Origin of the sequence: Rhodococcus sp. HM1 (assembly GCF_023218075.1) — a bacterium.
Taxonomy (GTDB): domain Bacteria; phylum Actinomycetota; class Actinomycetes; order Mycobacteriales; family Mycobacteriaceae; genus Rhodococcus.
In genome coordinates, this window is record NZ_JALPTB010000020.1 from 68,413 (window position 1) to 84,159 (window position 15,747).

14 protein-coding genes are annotated in these 15,747 nt (G+C 68.1%); 4 read left to right on the forward strand and 10 right to left on the reverse strand.

The window, feature by feature from the left end:
* Positions 1-12 precede the first annotated feature (12 nt).
* From M1M07_RS12870 to M1M07_RS12900, 7 genes are all read right to left on the reverse strand, one after another.
* Positions 13-1,107 (reverse strand): MCE family protein, encoded by a 1,095-nt coding sequence (locus M1M07_RS12870; protein WP_248674403.1) that lies wholly within the window; start codon positions 1,105-1,107, stop codon positions 13-15.
* Positions 1,104-2,123, reverse strand: coding sequence for an MCE family protein (locus tag M1M07_RS12875; RefSeq protein WP_248674404.1), 1,020 nt, complete (start codon positions 2,121-2,123; stop codon positions 1,104-1,106). The genes M1M07_RS12870 and M1M07_RS12875 overlap by 4 nt, the downstream gene beginning before the upstream one ends.
* Before the next feature lie 17 nt (positions 2,124-2,140).
* Positions 2,141-3,184 carry an MlaD family protein gene (locus M1M07_RS12880; protein ID WP_197255746.1) on the reverse strand — a complete coding sequence of 348 codons (1,044 nt, stop codon included), beginning with the start codon at positions 3,182-3,184 and terminating at the stop codon, positions 2,141-2,143.
* Positions 3,181-4,530, reverse strand: coding sequence for an MlaD family protein (locus tag M1M07_RS12885; RefSeq protein WP_248674405.1), 1,350 nt, complete (start codon positions 4,528-4,530; stop codon positions 3,181-3,183). Before M1M07_RS12885 ends, M1M07_RS12880 begins: the two co-directional genes overlap by 4 nt.
* 2 nt (positions 4,531-4,532) lie before the next feature.
* Entirely contained in the window at positions 4,533-5,393 is an 861-nt protein-coding gene (locus M1M07_RS12890; protein WP_248674406.1) for an ABC transporter permease, read from the reverse strand.
* Positions 5,393-6,232, reverse strand: a complete 840-nt coding sequence (locus M1M07_RS12895; RefSeq protein WP_248674407.1) for an ABC transporter permease — start codon at positions 6,230-6,232, stop codon at positions 5,393-5,395. Before M1M07_RS12895 ends, M1M07_RS12890 begins: the two co-directional genes overlap by 1 nt.
* 310 nt (positions 6,233-6,542) lie before the next feature.
* Positions 6,543-7,712, reverse strand: a complete 1,170-nt coding sequence (locus tag M1M07_RS12900) for a thiolase family protein (RefSeq protein WP_248674408.1) — start codon at positions 7,710-7,712, stop codon at positions 6,543-6,545.
* 52 nt (positions 7,713-7,764) lie between these two features.
* Here M1M07_RS12900 and M1M07_RS12905 point away from each other — a divergent pair, with 52 nt between their 5' ends.
* Positions 7,765-8,217 (forward strand): Zn-ribbon domain-containing OB-fold protein, encoded by a 453-nt coding sequence (locus M1M07_RS12905; RefSeq protein WP_248674409.1) that lies wholly within the window; start codon positions 7,765-7,767, stop codon positions 8,215-8,217.
* On the opposite strand, the gene M1M07_RS12910 is transcribed toward M1M07_RS12905, so the two are convergent.
* Together M1M07_RS12910 and M1M07_RS12915 are read right to left on the reverse strand one after the other, a co-directional pair.
* On the reverse strand, positions 8,214-9,647 hold the full coding sequence (locus M1M07_RS12910) for a phosphotransferase family protein (protein WP_248674410.1): 1,434 nt from the start codon (positions 9,645-9,647) through the stop codon (positions 8,214-8,216). The genes M1M07_RS12905 and M1M07_RS12910 overlap by 4 nt on opposite strands.
* Before the next feature lie 31 nt (positions 9,648-9,678).
* Positions 9,679-10,914 (reverse strand): cytochrome P450, encoded by a 1,236-nt coding sequence (locus M1M07_RS12915; protein ID WP_248674411.1) that lies wholly within the window; start codon positions 10,912-10,914, stop codon positions 9,679-9,681.
* Positions 10,915-11,150: 236 nt separating this feature from the next.
* Between M1M07_RS12915 and M1M07_RS12920 the strand changes: the two genes are divergently transcribed.
* From M1M07_RS12920 to M1M07_RS12930, 3 genes are all read left to right on the forward strand, one after another.
* Positions 11,151-11,954, forward strand: coding sequence for an enoyl-CoA hydratase/isomerase family protein (locus M1M07_RS12920; RefSeq protein WP_248674412.1), 804 nt, complete (start codon positions 11,151-11,153; stop codon positions 11,952-11,954).
* Positions 11,955-12,046: 92 nt separating this feature from the next.
* Positions 12,047-13,609 (forward strand): AMP-binding protein, encoded by a 1,563-nt coding sequence (locus M1M07_RS12925; RefSeq protein ID WP_308200798.1) that lies wholly within the window; start codon positions 12,047-12,049, stop codon positions 13,607-13,609.
* Positions 13,610-13,728: 119 nt separating this feature from the next.
* Positions 13,729-14,604, forward strand: coding sequence for an acyl-CoA thioesterase domain-containing protein (locus tag M1M07_RS12930; RefSeq protein ID WP_248674414.1), 876 nt, complete (start codon positions 13,729-13,731; stop codon positions 14,602-14,604).
* 96 nt (positions 14,605-14,700) lie between these two features.
* Here M1M07_RS12930 and ligD read toward each other — a convergent pair whose 3' ends face one another.
* Positions 14,701-15,669: a non-homologous end-joining DNA ligase gene (gene ligD / locus M1M07_RS12935; RefSeq protein ID WP_248674415.1), complete on the reverse strand. Its 969-nt coding sequence runs from the start codon at positions 15,667-15,669 to the stop codon at positions 14,701-14,703.
* Between the last annotated feature and the right edge of the window lie 78 nt (positions 15,670-15,747).

Consider the following 15,747-nt stretch of genomic DNA (forward strand, 5'->3'; position numbering starts at 1 on the left):
GTCGAACCGTCCTCACGGAACCACCCCCGCCACGGTCGCCAGCATCGCGGTGATACCGAAGTCGGGTCCGAAGTCTTGCGGTTTGCCGGTCGCGCAGCCCAATTCCTGAAGTCCGGCGAGATTGCAGACCTCCTTGAGCATCTGGTGGTCGAACAGAATCCGGTCGGCGAAGGTGTGCACGCGGACCACTCCGTTGGTGCGGTCGATCGCGTTGTACGCGTTGTCGAGCAGCAACGGGGCCACGTTCAGGAACTCCGACATCTCCCGCTCGTAATCGCTCATCGCCCGAGTGAGGGTCTCGGTGCTGGCGACCGTGCCCTGAATGGGAATTCGGTTCTGTGCCAGCATTTCCTCTGTCCGGATGAGGATTTCGTTCAGTTTGGAACCGGTGTCGCCCTTACCGAGGGCCTCGTCGGCGAGCATGTCACTGAGCCGACGCAGACTCCCGCCGAATTCCCGGATCGTGGCATCGTTGTCGGCGGCCGCCTGGGTGAGCGCGTTCAGGTTGTCGACGAGGGTGACGATCGAGTCCCGCGTGGCGCTCGGGTCCTCCCCCGTCCGGAGCGCGTCCGACAGTCGGCCGAGGGCCTCGCGCATCGCCGGACCGTTCCCCTCCAGCGAATCGGCGGTGACCGCGAGCATCCTCCCGACCGGGCCGTCGCCGCCGTCGTCGCTGCCCAGTTCCCGCGACAGGGTGTCCACCATCGACAGCAGCCGGTCGAACTCGATCGGTGTTCGGGTGCGGTCCAACGGCAGGAAAGCGTTGTCCGACAAAACCGGACCGCCGGTGTAGGCGGGCGACAGTTCGATGTGCCGATCGGTCAACACGGACGAGGACACCGCGACCGCCTGCACGTCGACCGGGACGGGGACCTCCGGATCGACCTCCATCGTGATATCGACCGCGGTGCCGCGCGGCTCGATGGTGACGATCCGGCCGACGGTGATTCCGAGCACGGTCACCTTGTTGCCCTCGTACAGTCCTGCGCCGCTCGCGAACTGGGCGACGATGGTGCGCTGCTTTTCGCCCGGCCACGCGGCCGCCGCCGCAACCACGACGAGCACGAGCATCAGCGCCGCCGTGAACCCGATCCGCCGGCGGTTCATCGGCATTCCTGGAAGTACGGGTTCGCTGCGAGTTCTTCGGCGCGCCCGCTCAGCGCGCACATCCAGGAGTCGACCAGGACGCCGGCCGGCCCGGTGAAGTCGACGTAGTTTCCGGACCCCGATGCGTTGGTGAAATTGCGCACCGGCAGGGGCGCCACCTCCAAGATGTTGCGGAGCAGGTCGTCGTGCCGGGCCAGCGATCCGAGCATGCTGTCGAGTTCGGCCATCAGTTCCTGGATCTCGGGACTGTCGTCGACGACGGTCCGGTGCAACTCGTCGATCAGGGTGGTCGTCGCGGCGAACATGCCGATCACCGACTGGCGGCGCCGATCCAGTTCCGACATCAGATCGCGGCCCTGCACCATCAGGGACCCGATGTTCGACTGCTGCGTCCGGATCACCGAGGTGATCCGCTCGGTGCCGCTGATCAGGTCGCCGATCTGCGTGCGCCGGGCGGCGACGATCTCCGCGAGGGTGCCCGCGTTGGCGATCGCCTGGGGCACCACCTCGGGTGCCCCCTCCAGCTGACCGGTCAGTGTGGCCATCGCGTCGGCGACCTCCGCGGCGTCGACCTGCTCGAAGGTGCTGGCCGCCCCTTCGATCGTCTCCTGCAGATCGTAGGGAACTTCGGTGTGGTCCAGTCGAATTCGCCGGTCCTCGAGGGTGCCGGACCCTCCCGGCGTGAGCGCGACATAGCGCGAGCCGAGCAGCGTGGTGAGTTTGATCGACGCCCGCGTATCGGCACCGAGCGCGACGTCCCGGTCGATCTTCATCGTCACGTTCACCCGGTCACCGGCGAGTTCGGCGCCGGTGACCTCTCCGACCGCGACGCCCGCCACGGTCACCTGGTCGCCCACACGGATCTCGGCGGCCTGCGCGAACTCGGCCACGATCTCACGGCGTCCGGGATCGATTGAGCTGACCCCGACGATCGCCAGGACGACCACGACGAGGGCGACGACCCCGGCGATTCCGAGCCGCAGCGAATCCCACTCCTCGACCGGTTTCCTCGTCATCGTGTGCACCCCCGTCCTCATGGCTGACAGATCGGCGAGTACTGGGCCTTGCCGCCCGGCGTGGAGTCGGCGACCATCTCCGGAACCAACGGCACCAGGAACGGCGCGAACCCGAGTGGGTTGAGATCGCACACGTAGGCGCCGAGGAAGCTGCCCTCCTGACTGATCCGGGCGAGGCCCTTGAGCAGCAACGGCGCGTTGGCGCCCAGGTATTCGAAGTCTTCCTTCCCCGCGTTGAAATGGGAGGAGAACCCCGGCTCCCGGTCCAGGAACTCGGTGACCTCGGGCCGGGTGGCCGCGGCGATCTCGGCGACCCGGTTCCCGACCCGAGTGATGGTCTCCGCGGACGTGACCAGGTCGCTCCTGCGGGACGCGAGCTCGGTGAAGATCACCTGGGAGCGGGTGATAACGTCCTGAAGATCTCCGGACTGCCGGGACAGCCCGGTCAGCGCGGTCCCGAGTTGGGTGATCAGATCCCCGAGAACCTCGTCCGGGCCGGCGATCGACTCGGCGAGGGCCGAGGTCTGCGCGAGCAGCCGCGTGATCGATCCCGCGTCGCCGCCGAGGGCACCGACGAGCGCTTCGGAGAGGTCGTTGACGCTGTCCGGATCGAGGACGCTGAACAGCGGTTCGAATCCGTTGAGCAACAGTGAGATGTCGAAGGACGGTTCGGTGTGGTCGACGGGGATCTCGGCGCCCGGTTCCAGCGGCGTCGGCGTGCCGAAGTCGCCGAGCGACAGCGCCAGATAGCGCTGGCCGATGAGGTTCTGATAGGTCACCGCGGCCCGGGTATCGCCGCTGAGTGTGTGGTCACGGTCCACCTGGAAACGTACTCGGGCGAGATTGCCGTCGAGATCGATCGAGTCGACGCGGCCGACGCGGACCCCGGCGACCCGGACGTCGTCGCCGGAACGCAACCCGGATACATCCGTGAACACGGCGGAGTAGGTGTGGGTCGAGCCGCTCATCCCGCGGCGCAACGTGTTCAGGATCGTCCAGGTGAGGACGACGGAGGCCACCAGGAACAGCGAGAGCCAGATGATCGAGCGCCGGTAGCTCATCGTCCTCCCTCCGCGACAGGGACCGGATCCCCGGCTCCCGCCGGCACGGGGACGGTGTCCACGCTCACGTTCATCCCGCGCAGCAGAGGTCCGAGAATCAGCGAGGCCGCCGTGGTCGCCTGTTCACCGAGCAGCTCCCGCAGGGCCTCCATCTCGGCGGGGCCGCCGACCGGGCCGACGTTGCCGCCCGACAGAGCCGCGGGTGGCCGGAAGTTGCGCGGGTCCAGGCTCGCCGGCAGCACCGGCTGCGCATTGCCGGCCGGTGCCGGCCACGTGCACGACGGACCGGCGAGGTCGCCGTAGCGGGGGCAGTCCGCGGGGCCGTAGACCTTGTGCGGCGTCAGCGTCCACACGAAGTGTCCGGTGCCGCGCTGGCGGGCAGGGTCCCAGAATTCGGTCGAGAACCGGCGCGATACGACCGCGATGTCGGTGGCGATCCCGGGGAAGGCCGCGCCGCCCGCGGCGAGCAGGTCCAGCACCGGGGCCAGCTGACCGGTGATGGTGATCATCCGGTCGGCATTGTTGCCGAGTGCCCGTTCGGTGGTTCCCATCGTGTACTGGCCGGCTGCGAGCAGGTCGGTGAGTGCGGCCTGTTTCTCGGCGACGGTCAGCATCGGCACGGCCGAGTGATGGACGGCGTCGAGCAGTTCGGGTGCGGATTCCTGGAGTCCCCGCAGCGCGGTGGCCAGGTCGACCAGCTGGGACCGGTCCGAACCGTCGTCGACGGCGGCATTGAGCGCGGTGGTCATGTCGACGAGTTGCCCCCCGGCGTCGCGGATCTCCTGCCCGCGGTTCTCGGTCGCCGATGCGAGCGCGGTCAGCACGCCGACGCTGGCGTCGCGGCGGTCCCGCCCGACCGCCGCGACGATGTCCCGCATCTTCGTCAGGGCCGTCTGCAGTTCGACGGTCGGCCGGCTCGTGTCGGCGGGGATCACCGCACCGTCGGTGAGCGGGGCCCCGGCACCGTTGTCGACCAGCTGGACCGACGAAACCGCGAACACGTTGCTCGGGACCACCCGCGCGGTCACGGTGTCGGGAATGCCCTGCGCATCATGGGGTTCGAGCAGAATCGACACCTCGTTCGGCCGGCCGTCGCGGCCCGGTTCGACGCCGGTGACGATACCGACGACGAGACCACGGAACTTCACGTCCGATTTCGCGGGGATACCGTCTCCGACGTCGGGAAGCAGTGCGGTGACGGCTACCCGGTCGTCGAGCGACCCCGTCGAGCGCAGCAGCAGGACGGCGACGACCGCCGCGATGACGACGAGACCGACGAGACCGCGGATCAGCAGAATGCGGTCGGTCGGCGCACCGGCCTCGGATTCCAGCGAGATCGTCCGCATCCTCAGCCCCCCAGCTTCGAACCGGCCGAGACTCCCCAGAAGGCCAGCGTGAGAAGCAGATTGACGATGATCATCACGCTGATCCCGGAGCGCATCGCACGTCCCACGGCCACCCCGACGCCCTGCGGGCCACCCCGGGCGTAATAGCCGTAATAGCACTGGATCGTGGAGGTGATGGTCACGAACACCACCACCTTGATCACCGAATACACGATGTCCGGTCCGGCCATGACCAGGTGAAAGTAGTGCTGGTAGGTGCCGATGGACACGCCGCCGGCGAGCGCGACGACCAGCTGCACGACGACGTAGGTGAGCACCAGGCAGCACACGAACAGCGGGATGACGGCGATCATCGACGCCAGCAGACGCGTGGTGACGAGGTACGGAATCGGTCTGATGGCCAGCGATTCCATGGCGTCGATCTCCTCCGAGATGCGCATGGCACCGAGCTGGGCCGTGAACCGACAGCCGGCCTGCGCCGCGAAGGCCAGCGCCGCCATGATCGGTGCGAGTTCGCGGGTCGCCGCGGTGGCGGAGACGAGCCCGGTCGCCTGGCCGAGACCGAGCAGGCGCAGCGCGTTGTAACCCTCGATCCCGACGATCGCCCCGGCGCTGGCACCGAGCACCAGGATGACGCCGGCCGTGCCACCGCCGACCACCAGGGACCCGTTCCCCCAGGTCACGTCGGACAGCAGGCGCAGGAACTCGCGGTGGTAGTGCCGGAGCATCGCAGGCAGACCTGCCACGGCGCGGCAGAAGAACGACAACAGGTGCCCGATCATCCGGATCGGTCGCGTGATCGCCCCGTACGCCACCACGAGCGGGCGCACGCCCGGGGGGTGGTAGGCCGACGGCGATGCCATCAGAACGACGCCCTCGGGAACGCGATGACGTAGAGCTGGGTGAACAGCACGTTGACGACCATCAGCAACATGATCGACCCGACCACCGTGGAGTTCACCGAGTTCGCGACCCCCGCCGGACCACCGTGGGTGGACAGTCCCTTCTGGCATGCGACGGTCGCCACGATCGCACCGAACACGATCGCCTTGACCATCGTCAGCACCAGGTCGCCGACGGTCGCGAACGACGCGAACGTGGCGACGAAACTGCCCGGCGCACCGTCCTGGACGTAGACGTTGAACAGGTAACCGGCGAGGAAGCCGATGAAGGTGATCGTTCCGGTGAGCGCGGTGCCCACGACGACCGCGGCCGCCAGGCGCGGGACCACCAGCCGCCGGACGGGCGAGACACCCATCACCTTCATCGCGTCGACCTCCTCGCGGATGGTCCGAGATCCCAGGTCGGCGCAGATCGCGGCACCGACGGTGGCGGCCATCATCAACGCGGTCACCAGCGGCGCGCCCTGCCGGATCACGGCGAGACCGCTCGCGGCACCGGCGAGGGAGGTGGCACCCACCTGCCCGGCGAGCAATCCGAATTGAATCGACAGGGTGACGCCGATCGGGATGGCGACGAAGAAGCTCGGCAACAGCGCGGTTTTCGCCATGAACACCGCTTCGCGGACGAAGTACTCGAAGGGGAACCGGCCACGCACGAGGTCCACGACGAGATACCGCATCGCCTCGATACCCAGCTTGATCTGTTCCCCGACGGTGACGAGCGACCGGCCGAGATGCCGGTCGAGGTATCCCCTCGACCAGTCGGTGATCTCGTCGACCGCACCCCCTGTCGTGTCCACGTGATCCCCTGCCCCGCCTGGAATCTCGTCTTCAGTCACCTCAACCCCGTCCGGTTGCGACGAACAGACATCCGATCAGCGATCCGCGCGATCCCCCACGCCTGTGCGGACCGTCGAGTCATTCATATAACCCAATTTACTGTATTGCTTCGGCCATGTTCCGCACTTTGGCCGAATCGACTCCACTCTGATCCGGCTCCCGCAGAAGGCACTCGTCCAGAGCACGGAGATGACGGTCGGCGTACCGAAATTTCGGTACACCAACCACCATAAGTGGTGTTACCGAAGGACATTCGACTTCGACCGCCGGTCACCGCGTGAGGAGCATACATCCGGCGATCGGTCCTCCCCCGACGGACACCGCCGCCACCTCGGGTGGACGGGGCACCTGCCGGTCCCCCGCCGTGCCGCGCAGTTGAGCACACGCCTCGTGCAGCACCCAGTAGCCGTGCATCCGCCCGGCGGACAGCTGACCCCCGTAGGTGTTGAGCGGTAGCGATCCGTCGCGCGCGATGCGGGTACCTCCGTCCACGAAGTCGCCACCGCCGCCCTCCGGGCACAGCCCCAGCGCTTCGAGCCAGGTGATCGTGAGAAACGTGAATCCGTCGTACAGTTCCGCGATGTCGACGTCGGCCGGGGTTAGTTCGGTCCGGCTCCACAGCCGCGCCGCGGCATCCGTGGCGGCCATCCGGGGATAGTCGGGCCGCTGGGTCCATCCCCCGGTTCCGGCGGCCCCGCCGATCGCTGCGATGCGGACCGGTGGGTGCGGCATGCCGGCGGCGTGATCGCGGTGGGAGACGACCACCGCGATCGACCCGTCGACGGGCACGTCGCAGTCGAGCAGCCCGAACGGCGTCGAGACCGGCCGGGCCGCGAGATAATCGGCCATCGTGATCTCGTCCCGGAACACCGCCGACGGATTGAGTGCCGCGTTGCGGCGCGCGTTGATCGCGACCCATCCCAGATGCTCTCGGGTCGTGCCGTACTCGTGCATGTGCCGACGGCAGTGGAGCGCCAGCCAATTGGCCGCGGAGAACGCGTTGGCCGCCAACAGGTACGACACATCGCCCATGGCCGGGCCCGGACCACGACGGGGCCGCCCACCGCCCTTCCCGCCACCGGACCGGCGCGGTCGATCGACCGTGCCTCCCATCATCTGCACGGTCCGATAGACGAGGACGTGCCGGGCCCGGCGCTCCCCGACCGCGACCGCGGCCTGCTGCACCGGGGCGAGCAGCCCCGCATCACCGTCCAGTGCCGGAAGGTCCGGCGATTCGATGCCCAGAGCGCGGGCAGCCTCGGCCGCCGGAGTGTCCCCCAGTGTCAGGACCGTGTCGATGTCCGCGGGCGTCAGGCCTGCATCCGCGACCGCCGCCGATGCACTCTGCACGGTGAGATCGAGTCCCGGTGTGCCCGTTTTCCTTCCGATGTCGGAGATGCCGATCCCCGAGATGATCGCGTTCTGCTCAGGAAAGTGCATCGGAGCCTCCGTTCGGATGCGGCCGGGTGGGGGTCGCGGATACTGTGAAGCGATGCAGGAGCTCTCGACCCCGCAGGTCCGCCCGTATGTTCCGACGCCCACCTCCGTCGACCGGCCCTTCTGGACCGGCGGCGCCGATTCCGTTCTGCGCCTGCCGTTCTGCGAGAGCTGTGTGCGCTGGTTCTTTCCGCCGGCGGCCACCTGCCCGGACTGCAACGAGCCGGCGGGGATTCGCGACACGTCCGGTGCCGGGGTGGTCTACACGTTCACCGTCAACGTCCAGCGGTTTCACCCCGAGGTGGCGGTCCCGTACGTGATCGCCCTCGTCGAACTCGACGACCAGGCCGGGCTTCGTATCCCCGCCGGCATCGTCGGGTGTCCGCCGGAGTCCGTGGAGATCGGCATGCCGGTGACCGTCGCGTTCGAGAAGGTCGCGGGGACGCATGAGGACAAGGACCGGGTGTACGTGCCCGTGTTCGCGCCCTCGACCCCCGGTGGTCACTAGCTCACCGACGGATCGCGGGTCGGGATCGGCTCCCCGTTGTCGACGGGTCCGGTCCCGTGGGTGATGGGTGGCCAGGTGCGGTCGTAGAGGGCGCCGGACGCGGTCCGCATCAGGTAGTCGTCCCGTTGGACGCCCTTCCACATCTGGGCGACATAGTCCAGGACCGGGATTTCCCCGTCGATCGTCCGCCGGGCCAGAGCAGCACGCCCATCCTCGACGGAGGCCGGCATTTCGCCGAGCAACTTCGTCAGTTCCGCGATCTCGTCGCGGTCCAGCACCCCACCGACCCGGTCGCATTCCTTCAGGTACTTGACCAGCCGCGCCGCACCCTTGGTCCAGTGGGCGGCCAGCGGGTCACCGGCCTGTCCGGCGGCCGCGCGCAGCACCGCCAAGGTGGCGTCGAAGACGTGGCCGTTGCCGGGACCGTCCGGTTCCGGATGGAACTCGGTACGCTCCATGTCGATTCCCACCGCGTGACCGAGCGCCTCGATGAGCAGGCGCCGGTGCAGCATCCCGTAGATCAGGCTGTTGCCCGCGTCCGGGGAACCCACCGCGACGGAGCCCCGGCGGTCGTCGGCGCCGTCGTGGAAGGTCGCGAGCTTCGCCTCCGCCAGCAGCCGGTAGTACCAGATCTTCGGTTCGTCGATCCGGTGGCCGGACAGCGCCTCGTACTCCGCGAGCCGATCCGGGAAGCTGGTGAACGGGTCCTGCGCGGCCCTCAGCGACAGCCACGCGATGTCGTCCATCGGGTCACCGAAGTGGGCGAGTTCCCAGTCCACGATCGCGGTGACTCGGCCGTCGCGGTACATGAAGTTGCCGGGACCGGTGTCGCCCTGCACCAGCACCACCGGACCGTCGTCGTCGGGCATGTTGCGTTCGAGCCAGTCGACACAGAACGACAGCAGCGGCATCGGGCCCTTCTTGCGAGCCATGCGCCGCCGGATCCCGGCGAGTTCGTCGGCGAGGTGCTCGCGGACCGATCGAACCGGCCCGAGCGAGTCGATCACCAGATTCCGGGGATCGATCCGGTGGATCGCGGCGAGATGACGGATGAAATCTCGCGCCACTGCCACCTGCTCGTCGGGGTCACCGATCAGATAGAACCAGGTCTCCCCGTCGACCCTCCGGAGGAGAACCGCCTGCAGGGTCGGGTGCACGGCGACCACGGCGGGCACGCACGCACCGGCGTCCGACAGCGCACGCATGATCTCCGCTTCCACCTGTAGCGGATGGAACGCGCTGTCGGGCTGCGGTGGTCGCGGATCGTAGCGGAGGAACAGGGCACCGTCGGGCACCCCGTGGGCGTCCACGAACCACGCCTGCCTGCTGGCGCCACCGGGGACCTGCTTCGCGGTGATCTCGTCCGCGCCGGTAACGGACAGCAGCCACGCGCGTAATTCCGCGGGCAGGCCCTGCATTTCCACCGTCATTCCTTCCCCCTCGTCATGCCCGGCCCCGGACTCAGCCGACCCGCATGGGTAGGGCTTTCAGCCCGCGCAGCGACAGTGTCGCCTTGTATCGCAGGTCGGTGTCGGCGGCGGTCACCTCGAGCTTGTCGAACCGCTCCAGAAGTGTCTGCAGCGCGATGCGGCCTTCCAGGCGCGCGAGGTGGTGTCCCAGGCAGTAGTGCGCCCCGAATGCGAACGACATGTGCTTGTTGGGGGTGCGGGTCAGGTCCAGCGACTCCGGGTCCTCGTAGCATTCCCGGTCCCGGTTGGCGGAGATGATCATCCCAATCACCTGGCTGCCCTGTGGAATTCGGGTGCCGGCGAATTCCACGTCCTCCACGGCGATCCGTGGTGCCGCACACGCGACCGGCGTGGTGTACCGGAGCAGTTCCTCGATCGCGGTGGGCCACAACGACTCGTCCTCGCGCAGCAACTGCAGTTGCTCGGGGTTACGGGCGAGCGCGAGCATGCTGCTGCCGATCAGGTTCGACGTCGTGTCGTGCCCTGCCAGCAGCAGGAGGAAGATCATGCCCAGAACCTCGCGTTCGGTGAGCCGGTCGCCGTCCTCTCGCGCCTCCACGATCGCTGAGATCAACCCGTCGTCCGGGTGGGCGCGTGCGTCGTCGGCAAGGTGCTGGATGAAGGCGAGCAGCTTGTTCGCCGCCGGCATCCGCATGATCATCCCGATCGGGCCGGTGCCGGAGTCCTCGGTCACCTTGCCGACGAGGTGGTGGAAGCGCTCACGGTCGGTGTCGCCGACACCGAGCATGCTGGAGATGACCCGCAACGGAAGTTGCACCGCAAAGTCCTCGACCAGATCGATGTCCTTCTTGCGGGCCAGTTCGTCGGCGAGTTCGGCCGCGATCTCGGTGACTTGGTCGGCCATGCCCGCCACCAGCTTCGGGGTGAACGCCTGGTGCACCAGTGTCCGGAGCCGCTTGTGTTCCGGATCGTCCTTGAACACCATCGTTTCGCCGAGCAGCTTGAGGGTTTGAGGCAGTATCCAGTTGAACTTCGCCGCGCCCCCGTACTTCGTGGCGTCGGTGGAGAACCGGTTGTCGCAGTGCAGTGCGAGGACGTCGGCGTGGCGGGTCACCATGTAGCCGGTGCCTCGCACCATCATCGGAGCCTTGACCCGCGAAACAGGTTCGTGCTCACGAAGATACGCGTATCGCGGGTACGGGTTGTAGTACATCACCGGGTCGGCCAGGTTGGTCACGGACATCGGGGCGGCCGCAACTCTCGTCATGAGGATGACCTTTCGTTCGTGTCCGGCAGGACGGTCGCGACCGCTCGAGACCATCGGGAGCGCGGCGTGCGGGATGGCCACCGGCACCCGCTACTTCTCCGGCACAGGTTCTCCATACATCCCCCTGCTCGCGTCGATATCCCGATTCCGCGCGCCAACAGTAAACTGATTTGTATGATTTCTACCACAGGCTCAGTGGGAAGTGAACCGCATCACGCAACTACAGGAGGACATTCGTGAGCATCGACGTCACCACTCCGGACCTGGCAACGATCGAGTTCGAGGTGGCCGACGACCACGTAGCCACGATCACCCTCGATCGGCCGGACGCCCTCAACGCCGTGAACGACCGGATGGCGGCCGAAATCGAGTGGGCGTGGCGGACGATCCGCGACGACGACGCGATCCACGCGGTGGTGCTGCAGGCCAACGGCGACCGCGCCTTCTGCACCGGCGCAGACGTCAAATCCGCGTCCTGGTTCGCCAAGTCGAACGTGTGGAACACCTTCGACCCGGGCATGACCCTCTCCCCCAAACTCCATCACCGGGTCTGGAAGCCCGTGGTCACGGCCGTGCACGGCATGGCCGCCGGTGGCGCCCAGTACTTCCTCAACGAGTCGGACATCATCCTGGCGTCCGACGACGCGGTGTTCTTCGACCCCCACGCCAACGGCGGCATCGTCTCCGCCCTCGAACCCATCGGGATGCTGGCCCGCGGAGTCCCGCTGGGCGACGTCCTGCGGTGGGCGCTCATGGGCACCGAGGAACGCATCACCGCGGACACCGCGCTACGGCTGGGCCTGGTCACCGAGGTGGTCGAGCGGGATCGGTTGCGCAGCCGCGCGCGGGAGATCGCGGCGTCGATCGCGGCGCGCAATCCCGTGGCAGTGCAGGGGACGGTGCGCGCGATCTGGGAGTCGCTCGACATGACCCGCAGTACCGCGCTGCAGAACGGGATGGCGTACACCCACATCGGCAACCCGCCGGTGGCGGAGCGGCGTGCGACGCCGCGCCGGAACGATCCCCCGACCTACCGGTGATCCGGCGTCGCCGGGTACTCGTGCACCGACAACCGACAGACCTGATCCGGACAAGCTCGGAACTCGCGGCAGGAATCGAGACGGAGGCTCATGTGGAACACCCCTGGGATCGGCGACTCGGGTTCTGGTGGATCGCGGAGGATCACCCGGACCAAACGGCGATCGTGGCATCGCCCAGCGGGCAGACCATGTCCTTCGGCGAGCTCGCCGCGGCCGCGCACCGTCTGGTCCACGCGCTGCGGGCGCACGGCATCGGCACCGGAGACATCGTGGCGTACGCGCTGCCCAACGGTGTGGAGCCGATCATCTGGCAGCTCGCCGCGCTGGAGACCGGCATCCGGTACCTCGCGCTCAACCCCGCGCTCTCGCACACCGAGTTCACCGACATCCTGACCCATTCCGGCGCGACCGCCGTCGCGGTGCACCCGGACTACGCGGACCGGATGGGCAGTGTGAACGACATCCCCACCATCCGGCTGGCCGTGGCCGTCGGCGGAGACATCCCGGGGTTCGTGCGGTACGAGGATCTGATCGCCGGACAGCCGGACACCGTGCCGGCGGACCGCACACTGGGCGGCGCGATCATCTACTCGTCGGGAACCACAGGCAAGCCGAAGGCAATCCTCCGGCCGCTGCCACCGCTGGAGCCGTCGGCAGCGGCCAATGCGATGTCCACATTCGGGCGCGCGTTCACCTTCCTTCCCTTCGACGGAGTCCACCTGGTCTCCACCGGAATGAATCACGGTGGCTGCCAGAGCTTCTACCTCGGCGCACTGAATGTCGGGCAGGCACTGGCAATCGGGGGCAAGTTCGATCCCGAGGCCACGCTGCGGATGATCGACGAGCACCGGGTGACGACCGCGTACATGGTGCCCACCCAGTTCGTCCGCTTGCTGAGGCTCCCCGACGAGATCCGCGCCCGGTACGACCACTCGAGCCTGAAGGTGGTCGTGCATTCCGCCGCTCCGTGTCCTCTCGATGTGAAGCGGCAGATGCTCGACTGGTGGGGCCCGGTCATCTGGGAGACCTACGGCGGCATGGAGGGCGCCGCCACCATCGCCAAACCGCACCGCTGGCTCGAGAAGCCGGGCACCGTCGGGCGTGCGGTGACGGGGATGACGGTGCGCATCCTCGACGACGACGGGACCGAGCTACCGGCCGGCGAGATCGGGAACGTCTACCTCGAGCCGCGGACACCGAGTTTCGAGTACCGCGGCGACCCGGTGGCGACCCGCTCCGCCCACCGGGGCAAGGCCTTCACGATCGGCGACGTCGGCTACCTCGACGAGGACGGCTACCTGTTCATCTGCGACCGTGCGAAGGACATGATCATCAGCGGCGGCGTGAACATCTATCCCGCCGAGGTCGAGGGCATCCTCTCCACGCACCCGGCCGTGGCGGACGCCGCGGTGATCGGCGTCCCGGACCCGGAGTGGGGCGAACAGGTCAAGGCGCTCGTTCAGCTCGCCGCACCCGCGGCACCCACGGATGAGCTGGCCGACGAGCTGATCGCCTGGTGCCGCACCCGCCTTGCCGGATACAAGTGCCCTCGAAGTGTCGAGTTCCGAATGTCCCTGCCCCGGACGGAGACCGGGAAACTGCTCAAACGCACTCTCCGCGAGGAGTTCTGGGCTTCGAGCGGCCGCCAGGTTTGATCCGACCCACCGAGAGAAGGAAGCACCTGTATGAGTGACTCCCGAACATGCGTCGCGGCACCCGCCTCCCCGACCGGTGCCGTCGCCCGCCCGAGCGGCGTCCACACGCAGGGGTTCCGGTGACGGCCGAACACAGTGCCGCCTCGACGGCGCGGTCGCACTCGGTGGCCGCGTCCGGCACCCTGGCGGCAACGGTCGCCGAGGCCCTGACCCTCACCTCGACCGGACCCGACACCTTCGTCGCGGCGAGGGCCGGCGCCGACGATCCCCGCGGACTCTACGGAGGCCGGCTCACCGCGCAGGCGCTGCGCGCCGCGTCCCACACCGTTCCCGACGAGCGACTGGCGCACTCACTGCACAGCTATTTCCTCGCTCCCGGCGACGCCACCAAGCCGATCACGTACACCGTCGGACGGGAGCGCGACGGGGGCCGCTTCTCGGTCCGGCGGGTCGTCGCCAGCCAGGAGGGAGTACCGATCCTGAACCTGGAGGCGTCGTTCCAGCAGATCCAGCCGGGCGCCGACTACCAGGCCGAGGCGATGCCCGACACCACTCCGCCGGAGGCGTTATCGACGGTTCGTCAGGACCCGCGGATGCTCGACCTGGACGTCCGCATCCCCCATGACGACGAGGCTTATCACCGCTGGCCGACGCGGCTGTGGGTCCGCATCAAGACATCGCTGGGCGACGACGCGAACCTCCGCGCCTGCGGGCTGGTCTTCGTCTCCGACATGTGCACCGGGCTGTCGAAAGCCCCGCTGGTCAAGCACGTCGGCATCCTGCCGAGCATCGATCACAGCGTGTGGATCCACCGTGGCTGCGATCCGAACCGGTGGCTGCTGCTCGATCTGGCCCCGGAGTCGACCTCGCACGGACGAGGCATGTACACCGGGCGCATCTACGACGAGAACCGGGTGCTCGTCGCGAACCTCGCGCAGGAGTCGCTGTTCCGGCTCCGCAACTCGCACGGGCGCCCCGGACCGTCGCGGACCTGACCTCACGGGTGGCTTCGACACCGGAACACCCCTGGATTCGGGTCCGGATCGGCGCCGTGGCGATGCGCCGGGACCGAGGAACGAACGCCGCCGGCGTCAGTGTCGGCCGGGCAGGTCGACCTCGTCGACCGTCTTGTCGGCGCGTAGTCCCCGCCAGCTCGGATGCCGCAGGCTCCCGCCCGCGTACTCCCGGTACTCGACCTCCCCCACCAACGTCGGCTCCACCCAATGGACTCCGTGAGTCTCCCGCTTCGGCGGTGCGACGGACAGCGGGCTGGTGGATCGCTCCAACGGACGCAACCGGGACCGCAACTCCCGGCGGGTCGCGGCAGCGAACCCGGTGCCGACGCGACCGATGAACACCAACCGACCCTCGTCGTCGTGCGCCCCGAGCAGCAGCGAGCCGATACCTCCGGCCGCTTTGCCCGCTCCGGGGGTCCAACCGACGACCACTCCCTCGGTAGTGCGGCGCAGCGGTGTCTTGATCCAGCTCGACGCGCGGGTGCCCGGCAGATACGGGCTGTCGGGGTCTTTGGCGACGATGCCTTCGAGACCGTTCTCCCGCGCCACCTCGAGCATGGTCGCGGCGTCGACGTCGCTCCAATAGGGCGACAGCTGCACCCGTGCACTGGGGGTGATCAGGTCGTCGAGCACGGCCCGCCGTTCGAGATAGGGCAGATCGATTGTGGAGTCGCTGTCGACGGCGAGCACGTCGAACAGGTACATCATGACCGGCACATCAGCGCGCAGCTGTTCGGTGGGGCGCTGGACATGCATCCGGCGTTGCAGCCGAGCGAAAGACGGCCGCCCATCGCTGTCGAGGGCGACGATCTCCCCGTCGAGGACGCAGTCCCTGCCCTCGACCGCGGTGAGCACCGGATCCGGGAGCTCGGGAAAGGTGCGACTGATGTCGTTGCCGGCGCGGCTGGTCGACCGGCACTGTCCGCCCTCGACAGTGATCAGGGCGCGTTGGCCGTCCCACTTCATCTCGAACACCCGATTGCCGCTCGGTGGTTCACCGAGGGTCGCCAACATCGGGGACAGCCGAGGGGAGACAGAGGCCATGACCCGAGTCTGCTGCACCAGGCCGAACGGCATTGCCGAACCGCGTACCGCCTCCGGTCCTCATCGCGGAGGAGTTGC

Coding starts and splice junctions, on each gene's coding strand:
- M1M07_RS12870 (WP_248674403.1), bottom strand. CDS start 1,107: ATGAACCGCCGGCGGATCGGGTTCACGGCGGCGCTGATGCTCGTGCTC.
- M1M07_RS12875 (WP_248674404.1), bottom strand. CDS start 2,123: ATGACGAGGAAACCGGTCGAGGAGTGGGATTCGCTGCGGCTCGGAATC.
- M1M07_RS12880 (WP_197255746.1), bottom strand. CDS start 3,184: ATGAGCTACCGGCGCTCGATCATCTGGCTCTCGCTGTTCCTGGTGGCC.
- M1M07_RS12885 (WP_248674405.1), bottom strand. CDS start 4,530: ATGCGGACGATCTCGCTGGAATCCGAGGCCGGTGCGCCGACCGACCGC.
- M1M07_RS12890 (WP_248674406.1), bottom strand. CDS start 5,393: ATGGCATCGCCGTCGGCCTACCACCCCCCGGGCGTGCGCCCGCTCGTG.
- M1M07_RS12900 (WP_248674408.1), bottom strand. CDS start 7,712: ATGCACTTTCCTGAGCAGAACGCGATCATCTCGGGGATCGGCATCTCC.
- M1M07_RS12905 (WP_248674409.1), top strand. CDS start 7,765: ATGCAGGAGCTCTCGACCCCGCAGGTCCGCCCGTATGTTCCGACGCCC.
- M1M07_RS12910 (WP_248674410.1), bottom strand. CDS start 9,647: ATGACGGTGGAAATGCAGGGCCTGCCCGCGGAATTACGCGCGTGGCTG.
- M1M07_RS12915 (WP_248674411.1), bottom strand. CDS start 10,914: ATGACGAGAGTTGCGGCCGCCCCGATGTCCGTGACCAACCTGGCCGAC.
- ligD (WP_248674415.1), bottom strand. CDS start 15,669: ATGGCCTCTGTCTCCCCTCGGCTGTCCCCGATGTTGGCGACCCTCGGT.